Source organism: Pelagibius sp. (assembly GCF_965249265.1).
Classification (GTDB): Bacteria; Pseudomonadota; Alphaproteobacteria; order Kiloniellales; family Kiloniellaceae; genus Pelagibius.
Window position 1 is genome coordinate 1,171,921 of record NZ_OZ252224.1, and the last position, 25,443, is coordinate 1,197,363.

The 25,443-nt window shown below is 63.9% G+C and carries 20 protein-coding genes and 1 pseudogene; 10 read left to right on the forward strand and 11 right to left on the reverse strand.

Annotated features, from left to right (window positions below; translation table 11 throughout):
- Positions 1-6 precede the first annotated feature (6 nt).
- Entirely contained in the window at positions 7-3,342 is a 3,336-nt protein-coding gene (locus tag ACP146_RS05710) for an efflux RND transporter permease subunit (RefSeq protein ID WP_422365804.1), read from the reverse strand.
- A complete protein-coding gene (locus tag ACP146_RS05715) occupies positions 3,342-4,472 on the reverse strand; it encodes an efflux RND transporter periplasmic adaptor subunit (protein ID WP_422365805.1) in 1,131 nt (376 codons plus the stop codon). The genes ACP146_RS05710 and ACP146_RS05715 overlap by 1 nt, the downstream gene beginning before the upstream one ends.
- Before the next feature lie 329 nt (positions 4,473-4,801).
- Here ACP146_RS05715 and ACP146_RS05720 point away from each other — a divergent pair, with 329 nt between their 5' ends.
- The 4 genes from ACP146_RS05720 to dxs all read left to right on the forward strand — a co-directional run bounded on the left by ACP146_RS05720 (position 4,802) and on the right by dxs (position 8,990).
- The gene (locus ACP146_RS05720) at positions 4,802-5,731 is read left to right on the forward strand and encodes a histone deacetylase family protein (RefSeq protein ID WP_422365806.1); all 930 of its coding nucleotides are present in this window, start codon (positions 4,802-4,804) and stop codon (positions 5,729-5,731) included.
- Positions 5,732-5,825: 94 nt separating this feature from the next.
- Complete coding sequence (locus ACP146_RS05725; RefSeq protein ID WP_422365807.1) at positions 5,826-6,077, forward strand: exodeoxyribonuclease VII small subunit; 252 nt, start codon at positions 5,826-5,828, stop codon at positions 6,075-6,077.
- A 13-nt stretch (positions 6,078-6,090) separates the two neighbouring features.
- Positions 6,091-6,975 (forward strand): polyprenyl synthetase family protein, encoded by an 885-nt coding sequence (locus ACP146_RS05730; protein ID WP_422365808.1) that lies wholly within the window; start codon positions 6,091-6,093, stop codon positions 6,973-6,975.
- 80 nt (positions 6,976-7,055) lie between these two features.
- Positions 7,056-8,990 carry a 1-deoxy-D-xylulose-5-phosphate synthase gene (dxs, locus tag ACP146_RS05735; RefSeq protein WP_422365809.1) on the forward strand — a complete coding sequence of 645 codons (1,935 nt, stop codon included), beginning with the start codon at positions 7,056-7,058 and terminating at the stop codon, positions 8,988-8,990.
- A gap of 41 nt (positions 8,991-9,031) precedes the next feature.
- Here the strand turns inward: dxs and ACP146_RS05740 are convergent, their stop codons facing one another.
- Positions 9,032-10,351, reverse strand: a complete 1,320-nt coding sequence (locus ACP146_RS05740; protein ID WP_422365810.1) for a GAF domain-containing sensor histidine kinase — start codon at positions 10,349-10,351, stop codon at positions 9,032-9,034.
- Positions 10,352-10,568: 217 nt separating this feature from the next.
- Between ACP146_RS05740 and ACP146_RS05745 the strand changes: the two genes are divergently transcribed.
- The gene (locus tag ACP146_RS05745; protein WP_422365811.1) at positions 10,569-11,996 is read left to right on the forward strand and encodes an MATE family efflux transporter; all 1,428 of its coding nucleotides are present in this window, start codon (positions 10,569-10,571) and stop codon (positions 11,994-11,996) included.
- Positions 11,993-12,745 carry a TlyA family RNA methyltransferase gene (locus ACP146_RS05750; RefSeq protein ID WP_422365812.1) on the forward strand — a complete coding sequence of 251 codons (753 nt, stop codon included), beginning with the start codon at positions 11,993-11,995 and terminating at the stop codon, positions 12,743-12,745. Before ACP146_RS05745 ends, ACP146_RS05750 begins: the two co-directional genes overlap by 4 nt.
- Before the next feature lie 146 nt (positions 12,746-12,891).
- Here ACP146_RS05750 and ACP146_RS05755 read toward each other — a convergent pair.
- Positions 12,892-13,649, reverse strand: a pseudogene (locus tag ACP146_RS05755) (IS5 family transposase).
- Positions 13,650-13,748: 99 nt separating this feature from the next.
- Positions 13,749-15,578, reverse strand: a complete 1,830-nt coding sequence (gene sppA, locus ACP146_RS05760; protein WP_422365813.1) for a signal peptide peptidase SppA — start codon at positions 15,576-15,578, stop codon at positions 13,749-13,751.
- A gap of 252 nt (positions 15,579-15,830) precedes the next feature.
- Between sppA and ACP146_RS05765 the strand changes: the two genes are divergently transcribed.
- Positions 15,831-17,123, forward strand: a complete 1,293-nt coding sequence (locus tag ACP146_RS05765) for a class I SAM-dependent RNA methyltransferase (protein WP_422365814.1) — start codon at positions 15,831-15,833, stop codon at positions 17,121-17,123.
- A 6-nt stretch (positions 17,124-17,129) separates the two neighbouring features.
- Here the strand turns inward: ACP146_RS05765 and ACP146_RS05770 are convergent.
- The 3 genes from ACP146_RS05770 to fabI form a co-directional block, all read right to left on the reverse strand.
- A protein-coding gene (locus ACP146_RS05770; RefSeq protein WP_422365542.1) for an IS630 family transposase occupies positions 17,130-18,078 on the reverse strand; the annotation gives its coding sequence in 2 pieces (ribosomal slippage) (positions 17,130-17,741 and positions 17,743-18,078; 948 coding nt in all).
- Between the two features lie 296 nt (positions 18,079-18,374).
- Positions 18,375-19,469 (reverse strand): chorismate synthase, encoded by a 1,095-nt coding sequence (aroC, locus tag ACP146_RS05775; RefSeq protein WP_422365815.1) that lies wholly within the window; start codon positions 19,467-19,469, stop codon positions 18,375-18,377.
- Between the two features lie 20 nt (positions 19,470-19,489).
- Complete coding sequence (gene fabI / locus ACP146_RS05780) at positions 19,490-20,329, reverse strand: enoyl-ACP reductase FabI (RefSeq protein WP_422365816.1); 840 nt, start codon at positions 20,327-20,329, stop codon at positions 19,490-19,492.
- Between the two features lie 171 nt (positions 20,330-20,500).
- Between fabI and ACP146_RS05785 the strand changes: the two genes are divergently transcribed.
- Positions 20,501-21,769: a YihY family inner membrane protein gene (locus ACP146_RS05785; protein ID WP_422365817.1), complete on the forward strand. Its 1,269-nt coding sequence runs from the start codon at positions 20,501-20,503 to the stop codon at positions 21,767-21,769.
- Here ACP146_RS05785 and ACP146_RS05790 read toward each other — a convergent pair whose 3' ends face one another.
- The 3 genes from ACP146_RS05790 to ACP146_RS05800 all read right to left on the reverse strand — a co-directional run bounded on the left by ACP146_RS05790 (position 21,770) and on the right by ACP146_RS05800 (position 23,700).
- A complete protein-coding gene (locus ACP146_RS05790; protein ID WP_422365818.1) occupies positions 21,770-22,117 on the reverse strand; it encodes a chaperone modulator CbpM in 348 nt (115 codons plus the stop codon).
- Between the two features lie 67 nt (positions 22,118-22,184).
- Positions 22,185-23,093 (reverse strand): DnaJ C-terminal domain-containing protein, encoded by a 909-nt coding sequence (locus ACP146_RS05795; RefSeq protein WP_422365819.1) that lies wholly within the window; start codon positions 23,091-23,093, stop codon positions 22,185-22,187.
- 139 nt (positions 23,094-23,232) lie between these two features.
- A complete protein-coding gene (locus ACP146_RS05800; RefSeq protein ID WP_422365820.1) occupies positions 23,233-23,700 on the reverse strand; it encodes an RT0821/Lpp0805 family surface protein in 468 nt (155 codons plus the stop codon).
- Between the two features lie 198 nt (positions 23,701-23,898).
- Between ACP146_RS05800 and pdxH the strand changes: the two genes are divergently transcribed.
- Together pdxH and ACP146_RS05810 are read left to right on the forward strand one after the other, a co-directional pair.
- A complete protein-coding gene (pdxH, locus tag ACP146_RS05805) occupies positions 23,899-24,507 on the forward strand; it encodes a pyridoxamine 5'-phosphate oxidase (RefSeq protein WP_422365821.1) in 609 nt (202 codons plus the stop codon).
- Entirely contained in the window at positions 24,504-25,424 is a 921-nt protein-coding gene (locus ACP146_RS05810) for a cation diffusion facilitator family transporter (protein ID WP_422365822.1), read from the forward strand. Before pdxH ends, ACP146_RS05810 begins: the two co-directional genes overlap by 4 nt.
- The last annotated feature ends 19 nt before the right edge of the window (positions 25,425-25,443 follow it).

Genomic DNA, 25,443 nt, shown 5'->3' on the forward strand with positions numbered 1-25,443 from the left:
GGAGGACTACTCGGCCGGCGCCGGCGGGCTGGGGCGATCAAGGCTGTCGGCGGGTTTGGCTGCCGGCTGACGGCCCTCCAGCGTTCCCACCAGCATGGCCAGCATCGGCGGAATGATGAGCAGCGTCAGCACGGCGGAAAGCGAAAGTCCGCCGACAACCACCGAGCCGAGGCCGCGGTAAAGCTCCGATCCGGCTCCGGGGAAGAGGACCAGGGGCAGCATTCCGACCACCGACGTCAGGGTCGACATGAAAATCGGCCGGATGCGGTTGCGGGTCGCCTCGATAATGGCATCGCCGACGGCCAAGCCCTCGTCGCGCAGGTGATAGAGCGTCTGGTGCACCAGAAGAATGGCGTTGTTCACCACAATGCCGATCAGAATCACAAAGCCCAGCAGGGTCAGCATGTCGAGCGGCTGATAGCTGTAGATGTTCAGGATCGCCAGGCCGGCAACGCCGCCCGCCGCGGCCAGCGGCACTGAAAGCAGGATGATCAGCGGATAGAAGAAGCTCTCGAACAGCACCGCCATGACCAGATAGACGATGGCGAGGGCCAGCAGCAGGTCGATGACCATGGCGTCCCAGGTCTGGGACAGTTTGTCGGCGGTGCCGGAGATGCCGAAGCGCACGCCGGGCGGCAGGCCTTCGGCTTCCATGGGCTCCATCACTTCGCTGCGCAGCGTGTCCAGCGCCGCTTCCAGGGGAATACCGGGTGCGGGGCGAATGCCGAGAGTCACCGTGCGCACCCTTTCACGGTGACGGATTTCGGTCGGCCCGGCGGTCAGCACCACATCCGCCAGGGTGGCGGCGGGGATGATGTCGCCGTTGGGCGTCACGACCGGCAGGCTGGCAATGCCCTGGGTTTCGGAGACATTGTACCTCGGGCCTTTCAGCATCAGGTCGACCCGATCTGAGCCCACGGTCACTTCCGCTACCCGCAAGCCGTCATTGAAGGTGTCGATCGCCTCGCCGAGCTGCCGGGCGGTGATCTGGTTGTCGGCAAGGCGCAGGCGGTCCGGGAACAGACGGATCTCCGGCGCGCCGAGTTCCAGGCCGGGGTTGGGGCGCAGTTGGTTGCCTTGTTCGCGCGGCATGATCTGCACGACCCTTCCGACCGCCTGCTGCGCGACGCCGAGAATCTCTTCCAGGTCCGGTCCTGAGATATCGAGGTCGATCTTGCGCCCGGAGCCGATGCCGCGTCCGAAGATCGAGGGTTGGTTGATGAAGCCGAAAGTGCCCGGCTCGCGGAAAACCGGACCCTCGAGCAGCGGGATCAACTCGCCCACCCGGCGCGGGTCTTCCGCAACGGCGCCCAGAAAAGTGGTCGAACGGGTGGCGACGAAGAAGAAGCGCTCCATGACCGGCGGGTCTTCGGTTGCCTCCTCGGCTCCCTCTTCCTGATCCGCCGAACCCCGCCAGAATTCTCGCAGGCTCTGTTGCAACGCCTGAAACTTCTCCTCCAGGCCCCCGCCGGAAGCCTCCGGCGTGGCGGCAGCTTGCGTCTCCGTCTCCCCTTTCCCTTCGCCGGCCCAGTAGTGCCGGATGGAGCTCTCGATCTCTTTGGCGATTCCGGTGGTGGTGTCCAGGTTGTATCCCGGCGGCGGGATGATGATGCCGAAGACGAGATTGCGGTTGCCTTCCGGCAGGTACTCCAGCTTGGGCAGGAACTGCCAGGCGCCGAGGGAGGCCAGGCTCGTCACCGAGACCACGACGATCAGGGCGGCCACGCGGCTGCCGACCACCAAGCGAACGAAACCCATCACCATGGCGACGAAGAAACCGGCCAAACCGTCGATGAGCGGCAGGCGAACCCGGGTGATGCTGCCGGCGTTTTCCTTGCTGCCGCCCAGCAGGCGGCTGGAAAGTGCGGGCAGCACCGTAATCGAAACCAGCAAGGACAGCATCACCGATACCGAGATGGCGACGGCGATGTCGCGGAAAAGCTGCCCGACCTCCAACTGCATCACCAGGATCGGAATGAACACCATGACGGTGGTCAGGGCCGAAACCAGCACCGCGCCCCAAACCTGCTTGGCGCCGAGATAAGCGGCTTCGCGCACCGGGCGGCCTTGTTCGCGCAGCCGGAAGATGTTCTCCAGAACCACGATGGCGGCGTCGACGACCATGCCGACGGCAAAGGCGATCCCGGCCAGGGAGATGACGTTGATCGACCGGCCCATGGCCGCCATGGCGACAAAGGCGCCGATCACCGAAACCGGAATGGCGATCGAAACCACCAGGGTGGCGCCGAAAGACCTCAGAAACAGCAACAGGATGACGGCCGCCAGGGTACCGCCGATCCAGATGTTCTGCTGCACCAGGTCGATGGCCGAGTTGATGTAGATGGTCTCGTCGTAGGCCTGTTCGAGTCTGAGGCCGGCCTCCGGGATCGCACCGGCCTGCAATTCGGCCACCGCCGCCTTGATACCCTCCATGGTCTCGATGACGTTGGCGCCGGTCTCGCGCAACGCATTCATGGCCAGGGCGTTCTGCCCCAGTTGGCGGATCGAGGCACCGGCCTCTTTGTAACCGAAGGAGACCTCGGCGATGTCGCCGACGCGCACCCGTGCCAGGCGGCCGCTGTCGACGTTGCTGTCACTGCGCACGACCACGTCGCGGATCGCCTCGACGGTGTTCAGTTCCCCCTCGGTGCGCACCACGTAGCGGCGCTTGCCCTCATCGACGTCGCCGGCCGAGAGGGAGGCATTGGCGCGGCGCAGGGCGTCGACCACTTCGCTGACGGTCATGCGATAGCGGGCCAGCACCTTCGGATCGACCGTAACCTGAATTTCCCGCTCCGTGCCGCCGAAGACATTGACCCGGCTGACACCCTGAACGCGCTCAATGCGCTCCCGCAGGATGTCCTCGGCAAAGTCGCCGTATTCGTGGATCGGCCGCTCGTTGCCCGGCTCCCGGGTAATGATGAACCAGGCGATGGGGCTGTCTTCGGCGCCGGCGGTGTCGAAGCTTGGTTCGTCGGCCTCGTCGGGATAGCCGTTGACCCGGTCGAGCCGGTTGGAGACCAGCAGCAGGGCGCGGTCCATGTTGGTGCCGACGGCGAATTCCAGGGTGATCCGGGCGCGGCCCTGTTCGGAACGCGAGGTGATGCTTTCCAGGCTTTCGATGCCTTTCAGCTCCTCCTCCTGGCGGTTGGTGATTTCGCGTTCCACCTCCGCCGGCGCGGCGCCGCCCCAATGGGTGGTCACCGTGATCACCGGGCGGTTTACGTCAGGCGCAAGCTGGATGGGAATGGTCTGCAGGGCGACCAGACCGAACATCACCACCATCAAGACCGCTGCAATGACCGCGATGGGCCGTTCGATCGCGAGCTTGATGATGTTCATCAGGTTTCTCCGTCGATGCGCACCGAGGCGCCGGGCCGCAGCCGCTCATTCCCGCGCACCACGGTTTTCTCGCCCTCGATGAGGCCCTTCAGAACCTCATAGCGATTGCCCACGGGCTCTCCCAAAACGATGGGCCGGGACTGCGCCTGCCCCTCTGAAACAACAAACACCATGGCCCCGTCGGAGCGCTGGATGATGGCGTCCTTATGCACCGAGACGATCTGACGCGGTGCGCCGATCGGTACCATCACCGTCACCGACTGTTCGTTGGCCAGCGGTGTGGTGACATCACTCAAGCGGGGAATGAAACGGACGGCGCGGGTTCTGGTCAGCGGGTTTTCGTCGGGGATCACGGCACGGACCGTCGCGCCGATCAGGGTGCCGTCGTCCAGCACTACCTCCACCGCTGCGCCACTGGTCAGGCCCAGCAGGCGGTTCGAGGGGACGTCGGCCTCCACCTCCAGGGTCTGGTCCGCAATCATGCGGACCAGCGCATCGCCGTCGCTGGCGTAAGACCCGGCCTCGCTCAGACGCTGCGAGATCACGCCGTCATAGGGCGCCAGCACCTTGGTATCCCCCAGGTTGATGTCCGCCAGGCGCAGGCTGGCGCGGGCGCTGGCCACGGAGGCTTCGGCTTCCCGGGCCGCAGCCTCGGCGATCGCCACCTCCTGGCGGGCATCGTCGAAACGGGCCTGGCTGAAGGCGGCGGAGCTTTGCAACCGTTCCAGCCGCTGCAGTTCCTGGCGCGCCAGTGCCACCTCGGCCTGCTTTGTGCTCACCTCCGCCTGGGCGATAGTCAGCTCGGCGGCCGCCATGTCCCTTTCCGCGCTTATGGAAGTGTCGTCGAGCACCGCAATGATGTCGCCTGCGGCGACGCGGTCGCCGACCTCGACACGGAATTCCTGGATCGGCCCGCTGATATGGGCGGCCACGGAGCCCGCCTGGCGCGCCACCAGCCGGCCCACCACCGGCACGGTTTGGTTCAAGGGCTCGCTGCGCACCGCGTCCACCCGCACCGGTGAAGCTTCCTGTTGCGCAAAGGCCAGTTGCGGCGCCATTGCTGCCGCCATGCCGGTTGCCGCCCAGAGACAAGTCACCGCCAACCAGCGGCGTGCCGCATTTACGCACATGATCTGCGTGACCTCCACTGACCCGTTTTGGGCTGACGTTCCCGCAGTCTGAGCCGCGTTTCGACAAAAAATCAAAGAGATCATAGATTTGGCGTCTGGCCCTAAGGGAGTCAATGGGCCATCATCATCACTGGTTGAACTTAAGCCTATTGCAGCCCCTTTGTCCTGTGAGATTTCGCTGAGTACCTGGTAACTTCCGCGCGACCGCGAGGCGCGTGCGACGAAAACCATGCCGAAAAACACCGAAAACCCGCCCGGCGGCAAATCCTGACTATATTTGCTGCCCGCCCGCCCTATGATATCCGGATTCCCAGCAATCAGAGCCATCGATGACCACACTGTTCTATAGCCACCCGGCTTGTGAGGCCCACGATACCGGTCCTCTTCACCCGGAAAATCCTGGGCGCCTCAAGGCGATCATGAAAAAGCTGGATAGCCCGGAGTTCGCCCCGCTGATCCGGCGCGAAGCCCCTTATGCCGAGCATCAGCAGATTGCCCGGGTCCATCCGGAGAGCTTCGTGCAGGCCCTTCTGGCGGCCGTGCCGGCCAGTGGCGAGCGCATGATCGATGCCGATACCGTGCTCTCCCCAGGGTCGGGCGAGGCAGCGCTCCGAGCGGCCGGCGCGGTGGTCTCGGCGGTCGACGCGGTCATGGCCGGAGAGGCCGACAATGCCTTTTGTGCGGTGCGGCCCCCGGGCCACCATGCCGAACCGGCCCAGGCGATGGGGTTTTGCCTCTTCAACAATGTCGCCGTGGGCGCGCTCCAGGCCCGTGCCGTGCACGGCTGCAAGCGCGTCGCCGTGGTCGATTTCGACGTACACCACGGCAATGGGACCCAGGCGATGTTCTGGGACGATCCGGACTTGCTCTATGCCTCGACCCATCAGGCCCCTTTCTATCCGGGAACCGGCGCCAGTGATGAACAGGGAGTCGACGGCAATATCGTGAACGTGCCGCTGCCTGCGGGGGCCGGTTCGGCCGCTTTTCGGGAGGCCATGCGCGGCGTTGTCATCCCCGCGCTGAATGACTTTCAGCCTGATTTCCTTATGATCTCAGCGGGCTTCGACGCTCACGCGGAGGATCCCCTGGCCGGGCTGAACCTGGTGGAAGAGGATTATGCCTGGGCGACCCAGCAGCTTATGGAGGTCGCCCGCAGCGCCTGTGGCGGCCGTCTGGTTTCCGTGCTGGAAGGTGGATACGATCATCAGGCGCTGGCGCGCTCGGTCGCGGCCCATGTGCGCACCCTGATGCGCTTTTGACCTGTCGCTGCCGGTGCGGTAGAGGAAACGGCTTGTCGGCGCCACCCGTCGCCTGAAGGCGGGCCGCGCGACACAGAAGAGACAAGAGAGATAAATGGCAAAGAACACGATCCCCGACGATATCCAGAAGATGAGCTTCGAAGAGGCCCTGGATGCGTTGAAGGTCATCGTCGGAAAGCTGGAGCAGGGGCAGGGGGCATTGGATACCGCCATCGACGACTACGAGCGCGGGGCCGCCCTGAAGCGCCACTGCGACGCAAAGCTGCGCGAGGCGCAGGCCAAGATCGAAAAGATCAGCCTCTCAGCCGACGGCAGTGCCCAAACCGCGCCCCTCGACGTCGACTGAGAAGAAGCCTTTCATGAAACTTCAAGATGCTCTGTCGAGCCAGGGCGAGACCATGTCGCGGTTGCTCGACCGGCTGTTGCCGCCGGTCGAAGGGCCGCGCGGCCGGGTCTTGGAAGCGATGCGCTACGCGGCGCTGTCGGGCGGCAAGCGGCTGCGGCCGTTCCTGGTGCGGGAGTCGGCGCGGCTCTTCGACGTCCCCGAGGAGCGGGCGCTGCGCACCGGCGCGGCCATTGAGATGATCCACTGCTACAGCCTGATTCACGACGATCTGCCGGCAATGGACGACAGCGAACTGCGGCGCGGCCGGCCGACTGTCCATGTCGCTTTCGACGAGGCGACGGCGATCCTGGCCGGGGACGGCCTGCTGACCGAGGCCTTTACGGTGCTGGCCGACACCCAGACCCATGACGCGGCGGCCGTGCGGATTGAGCTGGTGCGCCATCTTGCCGCTGCAGCCGGTGCTGCGGGAATGGTGGGTGGACAGATGATCGACATGTCGCCGGCGCGCGCGGAACTGGACCTTGCCGGAATATCTCATCTGCAAAGCCTGAAGACCGGAGCCTTGATCCTGTTTTCCTGCGAGGCCGGGGCAATCCTGGCGCAGGCTTCCGACGAGGCCCGGCAGGCGCTTATCGGCTATGCCCAGGATCTCGGCCTTGCTTTCCAGATCGCCGACGATCTGCTGGATGCGGAGAGCACGCCGGAGGCGCTCGGCAAGCCGACAGGGCAGGACGAGAGCCTTGGGAAGGCCACATTCGTCGGACAGCTTGGCGTCGCAGGGGCGCGTGAGAAGGCCGTGGCGCTGGCAGCATCAGCCGCGCAACGGCTTGATCTTTTTGGTCAAAAGGCAGACCTTCTAAAGGAAGCGGCCGCCTTTGTCGTCTCGCGGCGATCATAGGCGCCGCAGGTCAGGCGGAGTGTCCGGTCCAAAAGGGCAAGGCCCGCAAAGCAGCGTGAATAACAGGAGTGGTTAGAGGCGTGGCACAAATCGGTCATAACAGGCATCAGACGCCGCTGCTCGACAGCGTCAAGGAACCGGCGGATCTGCGCAAGCTGGAGGAAGACCAGCTCAAGGATTTCGCAGACGAACTGCGCGCGGAGATGATCGAGGCGGTGTCGGCGACCGGCGGGCATCTGGGGGCCGGCCTGGGTGTCGTGGAACTGACGGCAGCCCTGCACTACGTTTTCAATACGCCCGACGACCGTCTGATCTGGGACGTCTCCCATCAGTGCTATCCCCACAAGATCCTGACCGGCAGGCGGGAGCGGATGCGCAGCCTGCGCCAGGGCGGGGGGCTGTCCGGATTCACCAGCCGCAAGGAGAGCGAATACGACCCCTTCGGCGCGGCGCACAGTTCCACTTCCATTTCCGCCGGTTTGGGTTTTTCGGTCGCCCGTGATTTCCGTGGCGAAGACAACGCCGTGATCGCGGTCATCGGCGACGGCGCCATGAGCGCCGGCATGGCTTATGAGGCGATGAACAATGCCGGCGCCATGAACAGCCGGCTGATCGTCATTCTCAACGACAACGATATGTCCATCGCCCCGCCGGTCGGCGCTATGAGCGCCTATTTGTCCCAGCTTATTTCCTCCAAACCTTTCCAGTCGGTGCGCAGCCTCGGGCGGGAACTGGCAAAGCGTTTTCCCCGGCCCATTGAAAAGGCTGCGAAACGCGCCGAGGAATATGCCCGTGGCCTGCTGACCGGCGGCACGCTGTTCGAGGAATTGGGGTTCTTCTACATCGGTCCCATCGACGGCCATAACCTGGACCACCTGCTGCCGGTTCTGAAGAACGTGCGCGATGCCGACTACGAAGGGCCGGTGCTGATCCACTGCGTCACTCAGAAGGGAAAGGGCTACGAGCCCGCAGAGGCCGCTGCCGACAAATATCACGGCGTCGCCAAGTTCGATGTGGTGACGGGCAAGCAGGCAAAGCCTGCACCGAAGGCGCCGGCCTATCAGAACGTTTTCGCCGAAGCCCTGATCGCCGAAGCCGAGCAGGACGACAAAATCGTGGCCGTCACTGCGGCCATGCCTTCCGGCACCGGACTCAACAAGTTCGGGGCGCGTTTTCCCGAACGCACCTTTGATGTTGGGATCGCCGAGCAACATGCCGTGACCTTCTGCGCGGGGCTTGCCTGTGAGGGCTTTCGGCCCTTTGCCGCGATTTATTCGACCTTCCTGCAGCGCGCCTATGACCAGGTTGTCCACGACGTTGCCATTCAAAGCCTGCCGGTGCGCTTCGCCATCGACCGCGCCGGTATGGTCGGTGCCGACGGCGTAACCCACCAGGGCAGCTATGATCTGACCTATCTCGGTTGCCTGCCGAACTTCGTTCTCATGGCGCCAAGCGACGAGAACGAGCTGATGCACATGGTTGCGACGGCATGCCAGATCGACGACCGGCCCTCGGCCTTCCGCTATCCGCGCGGCGAAGCTTTAGGTCTGGAGATGCCGGCGCGGGGCAGCGCCCTGGAGATCGGCAAGGGCCGCATCGTCCGCGAGGGCAGCAAGGTGGCGATCCTGTCGCTGGGAACCCGGCTGTCCGACGCCCTGGCGGCAGCCGATGATCTGGCGGCCCGCGGCCTTTCGACCACCGTCGCCGATGCCCGCTTTGCCAAGCCGCTAGACGAGGATCTGGTGCGCCGGCTGGCCCGCGAGCATGAGGTGTTGATCACCGTTGAAGAAGGCGCGATCGGCGGCTTCGCCACTCAGGTGATGCAGTTTCTGGCGCTGGAGGGGGCTTTCGACAAGGGTCTGCGCTTCCGGCCGGTCACCCTGCCGGACGTCTTTATCGACCATGACAAGCCGGATCTGCAGTTGGTCCAGGCCGGTATCGACCGCGGCGGGATTCTGAATGCGGTGCTGCAGGCTCTTGGCCAGGACAGCGTCGAGTCGCCGGCCCGCGCCTGACGCCGCCCCGCTGTTTCAGATCATCTGCCGTTTCAGATCATCTATTGAAGATTGATCGGCTGGGTATCTGCCGGTATCCCGGCTTCGCGCACCCGGTAAGCCGGAAAACGCAGGGTTATCCTGGTCCCGCGGCCCGGCTTGCTGTCGATCGCCAGTTCGCCGCCGTGCAGTTCGAGCAGCCGCTTGGTCAACGGCAGACCGATCCCCAGGCCGGCTTGGTGGCCCTGGTCCTCCCGCTTGATTTTGCTGAAGGGGGTGAGCGCCCGGCGAATGTCCTCTACCGTCATGCCGCTGCCCTGGTCGGTCACCGAGAGGTCGAGCCCGCCGTCCGAACGCTGCTTGGCGTCCACGGCAATGCTGCTGCTTTGCGGTGAGTGGTGGGCCGCATTGCAGATCAGATTGACCAGCATCTGGGCAACCTGGCCGCGATCTGCAAGCAGCTTGGGGGCATCGGCGCCGAAATCCAGCTTCAAATCTGCCTGAAAGACGTCCAACTCGCTTTGGGACAGCTTTTTCGCCAAGCGTGAAACCTCTTCGAGATCTACGACGGATTCTTCCAGTTTCAATCCTCCACGCATCGCCCGTGACAGATCCATCGTTTTGCTCAGAACCCCTAACAGGTGCAGCCCGCAGTCTTCGATCTGGCTGGCATAGGCCGCATAGCGCTTGTCACCGATCTCGCCGAAGAACTCACGGCGAATGATCTCGGCGAATCCCATCATGGCGCTGAGCGGGGTGCGCAGCTCGTGGGCGACGTGGGCGATTACATTCATCTGAGCCTGACGGGCAAGATCCTCTTCGGCCTCGCGCATGGAGTTCAGGGCGCTGGTGACCTCGCTGCTGAGCCCGAAGCTGCTGTCGCCCAGCAGCCGGCGCAGCCGCCGCAACTCCATTTCATTGATCACCAGTTCGGCGAAGTCACGCAACCGGGCCTGTTGCACCTCGTCCAGCGGCTGACGGGGCCGGGAATCGATCATGCAAAGGGTGCCGAGCCGGAAGCCCTTCTCGGTGACCAGCGGTGCGCCTGCATAGAAGCGGATGTGCGGTTCGCCGGTGACCAGGGGGTTTTGGGCGAATCGCGGGTCCACAGTGGCATCGGGGACCTGCATGACCTGATCATCCATGATGGCAAACTGGCAGAAGGAAAACTCACGCGGTGTTTCGTCAACCTCCAGGCCGATCTTCGACTTGAACCACTGACGCGCCGGATCGATCAGCGATATCAGGGCGATCGGCACGTCGAATTGCTGGGCAGCCAGACGTGTCACCCGGTCGAAAGCCGGCTCCGGCGGCGTATCGAGAATGTCCAGAGCCTGGAGCGACGCCAATCTTTGGACTTCATCGAAGGGAATCGGGTTCATGCGGCTTGCGGCTTCCCTGTTGGTTTCCCGTTCATTCTACGGCCTGTGAACGGTCAGCTTAAACGTTTGCATAAAAAATAAATCGTATATCTGACGGCATCATTGACAAGCGAGCCCGAGTTGCGATTTTAACCGGCCGATTCAGGTCGCCGCTGCATAGCCGCTCTGCACCCATAGCGGGTTTTATGCTTCATATAGAAGCGTCATAGTGGGAACGATGTCAAAGAGTCTCTTTTCTGATCCCGGCACTCCGGGAACCAGCGGCTCCCGGTCACCTGGCGGTCTCTGGCGCCGGGAAATTTGGGAAACCCTATGCCTTTCAGCGCCGCTGGCCTTCACCCAGCTGGCGATGATCGGCATCAACACGACCGATATTGTGATGATGGGCTGGCTGGGTCCGGAGGATCTGGCCGCCGGTGCCCTGGGCATGAATATCTATATCCCGCTTTTCCTTTTCGGGCTGGGGATTGCCACGGTGGTCGCCCCGATGGTGGCCCAGGCGCTTGGCGGGCGGGATTTCAAGGGCGTGCGCCGCACGGTCCGCCAGGGCTTCTGGCTGACCCTGGTGTTCTCGGTGATCTTCAGTCTGGTGATCTGGAATGGGCGCTGGATCATGCTGCTTTTCGGGCAGGAGGCCGATGTCGCCCTGCGGGCCGACGCCTATCTGAAGGCGGTCACCTGGGCCCTGCTGCCCAGCCTGTGGTTCGTGGTGTTGCGCTGTTTCGTGACCGCCCATTCCCGTCCGCGTTCCGCCCTGGTCATCACGCTGCTGGCGGTCGCCGTCAACGCGGTCGGCAACTACGGCCTGATGTTCGGCAACTTCGGTCTGCCGCGCTGGGAACTGATGGGGGCGGGGATCACCAGTTCCGTCGTCTCCTGGCTCATGTTCGCAGCCCTGCTGGGCTTTGTGCTCTGGGACCGGCGCTTCAAGCGCTACGCCATCCTGCTGCGTTTCTGGCGCCCGGACTGGCCGCGCTTTCGTGAACTGTTCCGCCTCGGACTGCCGATCGGGCTGACCCTGCTGGCGGAAACGGGCTTGTTCTCCGGTGCCGCTTTCCTGATGGGGCTGATCAGCACTGAAGCGCTGGCGGCCCATGCCATCGCGCTGCAGTGTGCGGCGGTGGCCTTTATGGTGCCGATGGGGATCAGCCAGGCCGCTGTGGTGCGTGTCGGCCTGGCCGCCGGATCGCGCGACGCTGCCGCGGTGGGCCGGGCCGGCTGGTCCTCGCTGATCGTCGGCACCCTCTTCATGACCGGCTCGGCGCTGGTGTTCTGGTTTGCGGGGCGGCAGCTTGTCGGCTTGTTTCTGGACCTGGACCTGCCGGCAAATCAAGGGGTTGTCCAGTTGGCGGTTTCCTTCCTGGTGATCGCGGCTCTTTTTCAGTTGGTCGACGGCGCCCAGGTCATCGGCGTCTCCGCCCTGCGCGGCCTGAAAGACACCAAGGTGCCGATGTGGCTCGCCCTGACCGGTTATTGGGGTGTCGGCTTCGGCACCTCCGCGGTGCTCGCTTTTCCGCTCGGCCTTGACGGCATGGGCGTTTGGATCGGGCTGGCGGTTGGCCTCGCCTTTGTCGCCGTTGCCGCGGTCTGGCGTTTTCACCGACGCGCTGTCCTGCTGCCCAACGGTGGTCTGGCGGTCGCGTGACCAAGGCGCTGAAGGTCAGGGCCGACGTTGCCCTGGTGGACCGTGGTCTGGTCGAAAGCCGCAGCAAGGCCCAGGCGCTGATCATGGCCGGCAAGGTCTTTGCCGGCGAACGCAAACTGGCCAAGGCGGGGGAGGCGATTGCCGCCGATCAGGTGTTGGAGGTGCGCGGTCAGGACCATCCCTGGGTCAGCCGCGGCGGGTTGAAACTGGCGCGCGCGCTGGAGGTTTTCCGGATCGATCCGGCGGGCGCCGTCTGTCTCGATCTCGGGGCTTCGACCGGCGGCTTCACCGATGTTCTTCTGAGCGCGGGGGCGGCGCGGGTCTATGCCGTTGATGTCGGCCATGGCCAGCTTGCCTGGAAGCTGCGCAACGATCCCCGCGTCGTGGTGCTGGAGCGCACCAACGCCCGAAATCTCACATCTGCCGAGGTGCCGGAACCGGTCGATCTGCTGGTTTGCGATGCCAGCTTCATCGGCCTGGAGGTGATCCTGCCCGCCCCCCTGGCCCTGGCCAAACCCAACGCCAGCCTTGTGGTGTTGATCAAGCCGCAGTTCGAAGTCGGACGGGAGAACGTCGGCAAGGGTGGTGTGGTTCGCGATCCCGCCCTGCACGACCAGGTCTGTCGGCGCATCGAATCCTGGATGAACGCGCAGCCCGGCTGGCGCGTTGACGGGATCTGCGAAAGCCCGATCACCGGACCGGAAGGCAACAAGGAATTCCTGCTCGCCGCCTTCAAGAACAGCGGCTAGATCGGATCATGTTTTATCGGAACCACTTCGTGGTTGCGCCAAAACATGTGAATCCGATCGACATTAAATGGTTAGAGCAGATTCACCGGGTTTAATGGATCGCTGAAGCGATTCCATCAAACCCGGATCTGCTCTAGGGTCGAGACTCAATTGAGCCACCAAGTGATAGATGCGGCCAGACAGATGGCGGCGAGGAAGATATCGGCGCGCTTGTCGTAGCGGGTTGCTATCCTTCTGAAATCCTTGAGCCGACAGAACATCCGCTCCACGCGGTTGCGGTCTCGGTAGGCGACTTTGTCGTACGATTGAGGATGCTTGCGGGTTGGGTTTGGAGGGATGACCGGCTGGCAGCCTCGTTCGATCAACCAGTCCCGCAGCTTTGCGGCGTCATAGGCGCGATCGGCCAGGAGCCGTTTAGGGGTTGGTATGCGCTCGAGAAGCATGGCCGCGCCGACCAGATCATGGGTCTGTCCGGGCGTGATCGAGAGGGCAATAGGGCGCCCCAGTGCATCGGTTATGGCATGAATTTTAGTCGTCCGTCCGCCGCGCGATCGACCGATTGCGTGCTCGAAGTCCCCCCTTTTGCCCCCGCCGCCGAGCGGTGCGCCTTGATGTGGGTGGAATCGACCGCTGTGGTCGATACGACAACACTTTTACCCGTCAGGGCGTAGAAAATATCCTCCCAAACCCCTTGCTTGCTCCAGCGATTGAAGCGGTTGTAGATCGTCGTGTAGGGGTCGTATTCCGACGGACAGTCGCGCCAGCGCGCTCCGACCTTGAGCATATGGACGATACCGGAAATCACCCGACGGTCATCCACCCGATGAGCCCCGCGCCGACCGCGCGGCAGATAAGGCTCGATCCGAGCCCATTCCTCGTCCGAAAGCCAGTAAAGCCGTGCCATCCAATCCTCCCTGCCTTGGGAAACCTGGATCAAAGAATCACAACTGCAGACGTAGGGGAATCCCTAATTGAGTACCGACCCTAGTCGCGGAACCGCATCTTATCGCAGCGCCGTATCGGGAACCGGTCCGGTATGCAGGGTCTGGCCGCGGGGATCGGCGTTGAGGCTTTCGAGGGCCCCGACCAGCGGCGCCAGCGCCTGGGCCAGGCGAGCCAGACTGCGCACCATCGTACGTACCGCCGAATTTTCGATCTCTCCACCCATGGCGTCTTCCAGCAAGGCCGAGAAGGGGTCGCGCTCTTCCGGATAGGCCAAGAGCTGCACCGCCGCATCTGCGGGAATGCCGGCCGCTTCCTTGGCGAGGTTCAGCGCCTTGCGATAACCGCCCAGGTCATCCACCAGGCCGGCGGCGAGGGCATCTTCGCCGGACCAGATGCGTCCGCCTGCAGCCGCCAGAACCTCTTCACGCGAGAGGTTGCGGCCGCGCGCAACCTTTTCCGTAAAGTCAGCGTAGGTCGTATCCAGGGTCGACTGCAGCCAGTCCCATTCCTCGCGGGAAAAGGGCGCATGGGGGCTCCAGAGATTGGCCCGGCGCCCAGCCTGCACACCGTCCCAGTTTACCCCCAGGTCCTGCCAGAGTTCATTCAGGGCGAACTTGCCGGTGACCACGCCGATGGAGCCGGTGAGGGTACCGGGCTGGGCGACGATGCTGTGCGCCGCTGCGGAGACGAAGTATCCGCCCGATCCGGCGATATTGCCCATCGAGACGACGACCGGCTTGCCCAGGTCGCGGGCCCGCTGGACTTCGCGCCAGATGGTGTCTGAAGCCACGTAAGACCCGCCGGGGCTGTCGACCCGGAACAGGATCGCGGCCACCTCAGGATCATCGATTGCCGTGGCCAGGGCGTCGGCAACATCGACCGCGCCCATGGAGACGTTGCCGAACACGGGATCGTTTTCGCCCTGTTCGAGCACGATGGGACCGCTGCCATGCACCAGGGCGATGATCGGGGCGTCTTCAAGCACCCCGTTGTCTTCCCCGGCGGTTGCCCTGGCATAGTCGCGCAGGGAGACAAGCTCGGCCTCCGGCCCGGCGGCAACCTCGACGGCATTACTGGCCTCATCCCAGTAGCCCAGCTTGTCGACCAGTCCGCGCTGCAAGGCGTCGCTGCCGCGGTGAGGCGCGTTGTCGATGAGGCCGCGCACGGCGCCGGCCTCCAGGTTGCGGGCCTCGGCCACAGCGGTAACGATCTGGGAGAGGGTGGAATCCAGATAGCGCTGCAGATTGCGGCGCTGCGCTTCGGGCAGGCGGGTTTCGGTGAACATCGCCATGGCGCCCTTGTATTCCTCGCGCTGACCGACCTGGGCGCGGACACCATATTCCTCAAGCAGCTGGCGCAGGAACGGCTGCTCCATGGCAAAGCCGGTGATGTCGACATCGCCGGAGGGCTGCACCCAGATTTCCCCGGCGGCGGAGGCGAGATAGTAGTGCAGGGTGCCGTTGCCGGCTTCCCCGAAGGTCTCGGCAAATGCGGTCACCGGTTTGCCCCGGGCGCGAAAGTCGACGATGGCATCGCGCAGCTCCTGGATCTGGGCGAGCCCGGGATTGCCCCAGCCGGCGCGGATCACAAGGCCTTTCACGCGTTCGTCGCGGGCCGCCGCATGCAGGCTGTCGACCGCATCGCGCAGGATCAGGGCTGAACCCATGGAGATCTGACCCAGGGGATTGTCTGAACGCTGCTCGATCAGGCCGTCGGCCATGTCCAGCACCAAGACGGAATCTTCCGGCAACTCGGCCAACTTCGGCTGCCAGCCGCTGAAGTTCTGCAAAATCAGTCCGCCGGCCAGGATTCCGGCGGCGACGAGCAATCCGATCGTCGCGAAAATCCCGACGAAACACTTGAGAATGAAGAGAATGATTCGTGTCATGGGCCTATATCAGCCTTTGCGCGCCGTCAGTGCCAGTGAAATTTTAGCGCCAGGTCAGTGCGATTTGTCGCAATGGAGCTTGTCGTCAAGCCGGGCTGAGTCATCCAAAACCGGGCTTGTCAGCACGCAGTCTTCAGCGCAGTCTCCCGCACTTCCGACGACAAGCGTGGTTTTCAGACGTGGTTCCAGCGATACACCCAACCTCCTACGGTCCTCCGGCCCCTGCGGACAACGGCTTCGCGCCGGTGACCCTTGCGCCGTAGAGCGCGCGGCGGCGGTGGCCGTCAGGCGGAAGTCGTGATCAGCGGCCTCGGCGCCAAAGGCGACGGCCTGGCGGAGATCGACGGCCGGCCGCTGTTTCTGCCCCAGACCGTGCCCGGCGACCGGGTGCTGGCCCGGGTGACCGGGGAGCGCAGCGGCGGCTTCAAGGGCACGGTGATCGAGTTGCTGGAGGCCGGTCCTCTGCGCGCCGAACCACCTTGTCCTTTCTTCGGGCCCTGCGGCGGCTGTGCCCTGCAGCACTTCGACGAGGCGGCCTATGGCGACTGGAAGGCCGCGTTGCTGCCGCAGGCCCTGGAGCGCCGTGGCCTGGAAGCCGGGAAGCTGAACCCCCTGGTGAAGATCCCGCCGGGACGGCGCCGGCGTCTGGTGCTGTCCGCCACCCGAACTGCAAAGACGGTCCTGCTCGGCTATCACGAGCGCGAGTCCCACCAACTGGTGGATATCGACCACTGTCTGCTGGCGACACCGGGCCTCACGGCCTTGCTGCCGCCGCTGCACGACTTTCTGGGCGCGCTGCTGTCGGTACGGGAGGAGGCGCGGATTACGCTGCTTGAAAGCGAAACCGGCCTCGATCTGTTGATCGACTCGCGCCATCCTTTGGCGCTGCGCGACCGCGAGCTGCTGGCGGCTTTCGCCGAGACCGCCGACCTGGCGCGTCTTTCCTGGGCCGACAGCGGGGCGGAGGCCGAACTCGTCAGTCTGCGGCGCGAACCCCTGCTGACCTTTGGCGGTGTGCCGGTGGTGCCGCCGCCCGGCGGTTTCGTGCAGCCCAGTGCCGAGGGGCAGCAGGCCCTCGTCGACCACGTGATGGCCGCGACACCGAAGACGGCAAAGACGGCCGCCGATCTGTTTTCCGGCTGTGGGACCTTTTCTTTTCCCCTCGCCGAGCGGTTGGAGGTTTATGCCGCTGAGGGGGAGCGGGACGCCGTGGCCGCGCTCTCCGCCGCCGCACGACGTTCAGACCGGGCCGCCCGCATCACCGCCGAGGTCCGTGATCTCGCCCGCTTCCCGGTATTGGCCGACGAGCTTTCCGGCGGCGATGTGGTTGTTTTCGACCCGCCGCGCAACGGCGCCCGCGAACAGGTCCGCGAACTGGCGGCCAGCGACGTTCCCCTGGTGATCGCCGTCTCCTGCAATCCGACGACCTTTGCCCGCGACGCCCGCAGCCTGGTGGACGGCGGCTACCGCCTGAAAGAAGCAACCCCGATCGACCAGTTCCCCTGGTCCGGCCATCTGGAGCTGGTTGCGGTCTTCGAACGCTAGAGCGTTTCACGTTTTGACGGAAGCATATCCAGCGTTTTGGAAGTAGTTGGCGCATTCCTGTGCCTGGATGGTTGCGAGGAGCTGGCCGAGGTGGCGCCAGGTGTCATCGGTGCTTCGGCGTTGGGCAAGGCGCATCCAGTGTTTGATTTTGGCGAAGGCCTGCTCGATGGGGTTGAGGTCGGGCGAGTAGGGTGGCAGGAACCAGAGCCGTGCGCCGGCGGCCTTTATGGCGGCTCGGACGGCCTTGGATTTGTGGCTGCCGAGGTTGTCCATCACGACGATGTCGCCGGGCCTCAAGGTGGGCAGGAGTAGCTGGTCGACGTAGGCGCGAAATGCCTGGCCGTTGATCGGGCCGTCGAAGACGCAAGGAGCGGTCAGGCCATCGCACCTGAGGGCCGCCAGGAAGGTCATGGTGCGCCAACGGCCTTGCGGGGCAAAGCCGCGCAGGCGCTTGCCCTTTGGTCCCCAACCGCGCAGCGGCGCCATATTGGTCTTGATCCAGGTCTCATCGATGAAGACGAGGCGCTGGGGATCGAGCCGGCTCTGCCAGGACTTCCAGCGCCATCGCCGCCGGGCGATGTCGACGCGCGTCTGCTCAAGAGCGAACAGCGTTTTTTTTGAAGCGCAATCCCTCGCGGCGCAGGAACAGCCAGACCGCATTGTGGGAGACCTTGACCCCGCGCGCGGCCAACTCGTCCTTCAAGCCGTGCAGGGTCAGGTGCGGGGTCTGCTCGATCCGTTCCACGATGAACGCCCGATGCGGCTCCAGAAGCCGACGACGGTGACCGCCAACCTTGCCTGGCGCAACGCTACCCGTCGCCCGATAGCGCTGATGCCACTTCACCACTGAAGACACTGCCACACCGAACCTCTTGGCAACCACACGACAGCTCTCGCCTGCTTGCAGGGCCGCTATCGCGCGCTCACGAAGGTCATTCGAATAGGGTCGCGTCATGCATGCTGGCCTCCTACTCCAGTAGAAAGCTTGAATCACAAATCCGCGCCCCTGGGAACCCACATTCCGATTCAATCAATGCGTGAAACGCTCTAGAGGGCGGTTTTCTTCGCTGGAGAGCTCCCCCTCACCCCGACCCTCTCCCACGAGGGGAGAGGGGGAACCAAAAACGTTGGCTCCAATTCCCTCTCCCCTTGTGGGAGAGGGAGGGGCCCGCGTTAGCGGGAGGGTGAGGGGCTTTTGGTTTTAGCGGTCCGATAACCGCCTAGGCAGACATCAGCCCCGCAAATGTGGCTTTAGTTTTCGAAATCGCCGCAGAGGGCGCGCTGGCGCAGCAGGTGATCGGCCAGCACGATCGCCATCATGGCTTCGCCGACCGGCACCGCACGAATGCCGACGCAGGGATCGTGGCGCCCCTTGGTGACGATTTCGGTTTCCGCGCCATGGCGGTCCACGGTCTTGCGCGGGGTGAGGATGGAGGAAGTCGGCTTCACCGCGAAGCGCACGACCACGTCCTGGCCGCTTGAGATGCCGCCCAGCACGCCCCCGGCTTTGTTGGAGGTGAAGACGACGCGGTTGCCTTCCTTGCGCATCTCGTCGGCGTTTTCTTCGCCGCTGAGGGCGGCGGCCTCCAGGCCGGCGCCGATCTCCACGGCCTTCACCGCGTTGATCGACATCATCGCCTTGGCAAGGTCGGCGTCGAGCTTGTCGTAGATCGGCTCGCCCAGGCCCGCGGGCACGCCGCTGGCCACCACCTCGATCACCGCACCGATGGAGGAGCCGGCCTTGCGCAGGCCGTCGAGATAGCCTTCCCAATCCTTGGCGGCGGCCGGGTCGGGACACCAGAAAGGGTTTTCCGTGATCTGCGCCCAGTCCCAGTTCGCCCGCTCGATTTTGTGCGGGCCCATCTGCACCAGGGCGCCGCGAATGGAAACCGGCAAGGGCAGCACTTGGTCCAGCACTTTGCGGGCGATTCCGCCGGCGGCGACCCGCATGGCGGTTTCCCGCGCCGAGGAACGGCCGCCGCCGCGGTAGTCGCGGATGCCGTATTTCTGCCAATAGGTGTAGTCGGCATGGCCCGGACGGAACTTGTCGGCGATATCGCCGTAGTCCTTGGAGCGCTGATCCTGGTTTTCGATGAGCAGCGAAACCGGTGTACCGGTGGTCATGCCCTCGAAGACGCCGGAGAGGATTTTTACCTGGTCCGGTTCGCGGCGCTGGGTGGTGAAGCGCGATTGGCCGGGCTTGCGGGCATCGAGCCAGCTTTGCAGCTCGGCCGCCTCAAGCGGAATGCGCGGCGGCACGCCGTCGACAACGCAACCGATTGCCGGCCCGTGGCTCTCGCCCCAGGTGGTGAATCGAAATGCTTCGCCGAAGCTGTTTCCCGCCATGGCAGCTGCGTCCCGGGGGCCTAAGACTGAGGCGTGAAGTTTTTCAGCATCTCGGCGACAGCCGGTGCCGCATCGACGGCCATCATCCCGACCACGTGATAGCCGGAGTCGACGTGATGCACCTCGCCGGTGACGCCGGCGGAAAGATCCGACAACAGATAGAGGCCGGAGCCGCCGACCTGATTGATGCTGACGTTCTGGCGCAGCGGCGAATTCAGCTCGTTCCACTTCAGGATATGGCGGAAGTCGCCGATGCCGGAGGCGGCAAGGGTCTTGATCGGACCGGCCGAGATTGCGTTGACCCGAATGCCCTGGTCACCCAGATCGGCCGCCAGATAGCGCACGCTTGCCTCCAGCGCGGCCTTGGCGACACCCATGACGTTGTAGTGCGGCATCACCCGCTCGGCGCCGTAGTAGGTCAGTGTGAGAATGCTGCCGCCTTCCTTCATCAGCGGCACGGCACGCTGGCTGATCGCTGTCAGCGAGTAACAGGAGATATCCAGGCTGCGCACGAAGTTGTCGCGGCTGGTCTCGAGATACTTGCCCTTCAACTCTTCCTTGTCGGCGTAGGCGATGGCATGGACCAGGAAGTCCAGCTTGCCCCACTTCTTTTCGATCTCCTGGAAAACCTGATCGATCGAGCCGTCGTCGGTGACGTCGCAGGGCACGACAATGTCCGATCCGACCGACTGCGCCAGCGGGCGCACCCGCTTTTCCAGCGCCTCGCCCTGATAGGTGAAAGCCAGTTCGGCACCCTGATCATAGGCGGACTTGGCGATACCCCAGGCAATTGACCGATCATTGGCCACACCCATGACAAGACCACGTTTTCCGGCCATCAGCGGTTGGGGCTCGGTCATTCCAATTCCTTAATGTCGGTCAGAATACAAAGGCTTTGCGGAAAGAGCGGCATCCTACACCAAAGGCCTGCCGGGTCAACGCTGTGACAGCGCAATAATCCCACTTTTCTGCGGAATTCTGGTGTAAAATGGAGCAGGATCATAAGCTTGCCGGAACAGCGGGAGCCAGCCATGAAAACGCCCGACTTTTCGGGATTCCTGCGCAGTCTGACGGGTTTTGCCGCCTATTGCGGGCAGCGCTTCGCCGCGGACCAGTGTCTGCGCACGGCAACCCAGCTCAGCTATGCATCCTTGCTGGCCATGGTGCCGATTCTGGCAATCTGTCTGGGCCTGTTGTCGGCCTTTCCGGCTTTCGAACATCTGCGCCAGGACGCGCAGATCTTTCTGTTCGAGAATCTGGTGCCCAATGCGGGGGTGGAGGTCAGCGATCAGCTTGCGACCTTTGTCGAAAATGCCCGCGGCATGACGGGCTTCGGGACCGCCGCCCTGGCGGTAACCGCGCTGTTTTTGCTGTCGACGATCAACGGCGCCTTTAACGGCATTTGGCGCGTTACCGAGCCGCGTCCGCTGATGGTGCGGATCATGGCCTATTGGATGGTGCTGACCGTCGGACCGATCTTCCTCGGCATCTCCCTGTCTTTGTCGAGCTATGGCTTTGCGACGACCTTGCTGGAGCAGGGGGACCGTGCCTTCGGACTGACGCGGCTGCTGCCCTTCGTGCTCACCACCTGCGCCTTCACGGTGCTCTATGCAGTGGTGCCGGCGCGCAATGTGGCGCTGCGCCATGCGCTGGTCGGGGCGCTTGTTGCGGCTGTTCTCTCGGAGGCCTTGAAGTTCGGCTTTGCCTTCTACCTGAAGCAGTTTCCCTCCTACGAGGTCATCTACGGGGCCATCGCTTCAGTGCCGATTTTTCTGATCTGGATGTACCTTTCCTGGGCCGTGGTGTTGTTCGGGGCCGAGGTCGCCGCCGCGGCGCCGGAGTGGCGGCTTGTCGACCGTCTGCGCACGGCGCGCTATGGGCCCGGCCCGCGCTTGGCTCTGGCACTCTCACTACTCTTTCGCCTGCGCTCGGCTGCGCGGGCGGGCACGGTCATGAAGGAATCGGCGCTGACCCGCCAACTTCCGGCCGGGCTCGACGAGTTGTCGAAGGTCATGCATTCCTTGAACAGGCACGGTTTTGTGAGCCGCGCCAACGGGCGCTGGGTGCTGTCACGCGATCTGACGGCAACCAGCTTGGAAGAACTGTTGCAGGCGATTGATCTGGACCTCGAACCGGGTGAGGGCTGGCCCGAGGGAGTCGACCAGATCGTCCGCTCCGCGGGTCAGATGATGGCGGACGTTCGCGGCAAAAGCCTGGCGACCCTCTTGGACGAAGCTTCGGAGACCGAGACCCCAGATGGCGTTGCGCGCCTGCATCCCTTGCCGCGCGACGAGGGCTGATTAACTCTGCCCATGGTGGCTGTCGGTGTCGTCGCTGCGGTCGGCCAGGCTGTCGCGGAGTTGTTCCTGAACATCCTCCGGCAGAACTGCAATCGCGTCGTTGAGGTCTGACAAGGCACGGCGCAGGCTGTAGATCTGGTCGAGCAACCGCAGTACCACGGGAATGGCATCGTCGTTGACGCCCATGTCGCTGCGCAACTCTGCGATCAGGCGCACACGGGCGACATCGGCGTCGTCGAAAACAAAGGTTTCCTGTTCGCGGACCGGCAGAACCCAATTCTGTTCGATCCAGCTGTGCAGCTCGCTGGCGCCGATGTCCAATTCGGCCAAGACCTCTTCGAATTCCATTCTACCGGGTCTCCATTAGCCTATCTGCCTGTTGCGGCCTGCCTGAGGGACATGGGACTTCGTCCGTTCAGGTCATGCCGGATTTGCGCCGCGGATCGTAGCCGTGCGACTGGCTCCAGCTTTCGACGAAATCGCGCAGCTCCTGGTCCGGCCGATCCGGCAGCATGACCCGCAACTTCACGTACTGATCGCCGATCTCCGCAGAGTCCTTGGCCTGGATTCCCTTGCCTTTGAGCCGCAGCGTGGTGCCCGAGTTCGATCCTTCAGGGATCTTCATCGAAACACTGCCGTGCACCGTGGGCACGGTGATCGTCGCCCCCAACAGCGCCTCCTGCAGGGTCACCGGCAATTCCAGATGCACGTTGTTGCCCTTGCGCTCGAAAAAGGGGTGGGCCTGGATCTGCACCTCCACCAAAGCGTCGCCGGCCGGGCCGCCGCCGACTCCGGGCATGCCCTGGCCCTTCAGCCGCAGGGACTGACGATCCTCGGTGCCCGGTGGGATCTGCACGTCCAGCGTTTTGCCGTCGGCCAGCTTGATGCGTTTCTTTGCGCCCTGGGCAGCTTCCAGAAAAGAGATCGGGACCGTGTAGGAGATGTTGGCGCCGGGCCGACGAACCCGGCGCGTGCGGGCGCCGAAAAGGTCGGCGAAGATATCATCGGCGCTGTCGGTCTCGCCGAAATCAAAGGGGTTGTACTTGGCGCCATGCCGGGTGCCTGCGTGATTGCGGTAGAAGCCACCCTTCCAGGGTGTTTCCTGGCCGCTGGCATCGATCTCCCCGCGGTCGAAGCGCTTCCGTTTCTCGGCATCGCCCAGGATGCTGTAGGCCTGAGAGATCTCCTTGAACTGCTGCTCCACCGCGGCGTTGCCCGGGTTGATGTCCGGGTGCAGTTCCTTGGCGAGTTTGCGGTAGGCGCGCTTCACGTCCTCCTGGGAGGCGGAGCGGTCAATGTTCAAGAGCTTGTAGGGATCCTGCATGGGCCAGTCTCAGCGCAAGAAGGCCGAATCAACGAGAGGGAGCATCCCGACAGGATACTCCCTTCGTCGTTCCGACCCAAGAGCGGTCTTGCATATCGGTAAGCAGGCGAACTGGAGGGCCGTTTATGCCCCCGGTCCGTCAGGATTGGATTTCCCAGGCGCCGTCGGGCTGGCGGCAGGCTGTTCCGTAGGCTTCTTCCTGCTTGCCGCCGATGGTCACGGTCTGTTGGAACTCGCGGCAATAGGCCCCGGTTGAAGAGGTCCCTTCGCGGGTCGGCGTGACCGAGCCGCTGTTCCCGGTGTCCGGGTTGCTCCAGGTGATTTTCTCGCCGACCGGTGCGGTGGTCGCCTTGTTGTAAGCCTGCTGGGCCTTCAGCCGGTCGACCTCGTCCATGGTGCGGCCGATTTCACTGCCGACGAAGGCGCCGAGCAGGGCGCCGGCGGCGGTCGCGGCCAACTGGCCGGAGCCACTGCCGAACTGGGCGCCGAAAAGGCCGCCCGCAGCACCGCCTGCCAGGGTGCCGATGGTCTGCTTGGTACCGACGCCTTCGCAGGCGGCGGTGGTCAGGGCGATCGCGGCAGCGGCGATGACGACTTTGAATTTCATAGAAAAAACCTCTCTCGAAGAATTGCCCCGTCGTCGACGATTCCGGGGCCGACGCCCGCTAATGGCGGCCTGTTGGTACTACGCGCAAAGCACCTAAAACATCCCCGACCAGCATATTCGCCGGGGATATCGGTTTTCTAGGCTATATCGCCGCTATATGTTTCAAATAAGGCAAATCTAACAGGAATAAAGCTTCGCATGAGCTTGCCAATCCAGATTAGGGCGGATGCCCCTGCAGATCCGCTGGAAATCTTCAAATCCTGGCTGGCGGAAGCGGAATCCGCCGAGCCCAACGACCCCACGGCGCTTTCGCTTTCCACGGTCGGCGAGGACGGCATGCCCTCTTCGCGTATGGTCCTGCTGAAGGGCTATGACGCGCGCGGATTCGTCTTCTACACCAATTACGAGAGCCGTAAGGGCCGGCAGCTGCTCGGCCACCCCAAGGCCGCCATGCTGTTCCATTGGAAGAGCCTGCGCCGCCAGGTTCGGATAGAGGGCGCGGTCGAGCAGGTGAGCGCGGCGGAGGCCGACGAGTATTTCGCCTCCCGCCCGAAGCAGAGCCAGATCGGTGCCTGGGCCAGCGATCAGTCGCGCCCGCTGGAGGGCCGCTTCGAGCTGGAGAAGCGTGTCGCGAAGTTCGCTGCAAAATACGGCCTCGGCAAGGTACCGAGGCCGCCTCACTGGTCCGGCTTCCGCGTGGTCCCAAGGCTCATCGAGTTCTGGCAGGACGGCGCCTTCCGTCTGCATGACCGTCTGGTCTATACCCGCGTGGGCGAGGACTGGACGACCGAGCGGCTGTTTCCGTGAGCAGCGGGCCTCAGCGTCTGACAGGGCCGGAAGCGGCCAGTCTGCTGAAGCTCGCCACCACGGCTTCGGTCGTCACAGCGACGGTGCTGATCGTCGTGAAGTTGGTTGCTTTCCTGCTGACAGATTCGGTCAGCATTCTTTCCACCCTGGTTGACTCGCTGCTCGACGTGGCGGCCTCCATCGTCAATCTCATCGCCGTGCGTCACGCGCTGGTGCCGGCCGACCGCGAACACCGCTTCGGCCACGGCAAAGCCGAACCCCTGGCCGCTCTCGGCCAAGCCGCGTTCATCACCGGCTCGGCGGTCTTCCTGATGATCGAAGCCAGCCAGCGCTTCGTTTCCCCGCGCCCCCTGACCAACGGCGACATCGGCATCGCGGTCATGGTGTTTTCGATTCTGGCGACGCTTGGCCTTGTCACGCTGCAGCGCTATGTCATCCGCCGGACCGGCTCATTGGCGATCAAGGCGGATTCGCTACACTACGTCGGCGACATACTAGTCAACGCCGCCGTCATCGTCGCCCTGGTGATTACCGCGCAGCTCGGCTGGCGTTATGCCGATCCGGTCTTCGGCCTGGCGATTGCCGTCTACATTCTCTACAACGCCTGGCAGATTTCCGCCGGCGCCATGGACATGCTGATGGACCGCGAACTGCCCGAGCAGGACCGGCGCAGGATCATCGACCTGGCCTTGGCGCATCCCTCGGTGAAAGGGTTGCATGACCTGCGCACCCGTGCATCGGGTCCGCAAATCTTTATCCAGGGACATATCGAAATGGATGGCGCCTTTTCTCTGCTGAAGGCGCATGACATCGCCGATGAGGTGGAGGCCGAATTGCGCCAGGCTTTTCCCGGCGCAGAGATAATCCTTCATCAGGACCCCTTCGGTATAGAAGAGGAGCGCAGCGATTTCGCCTAGGGACGGGCTTAAGCTTTTG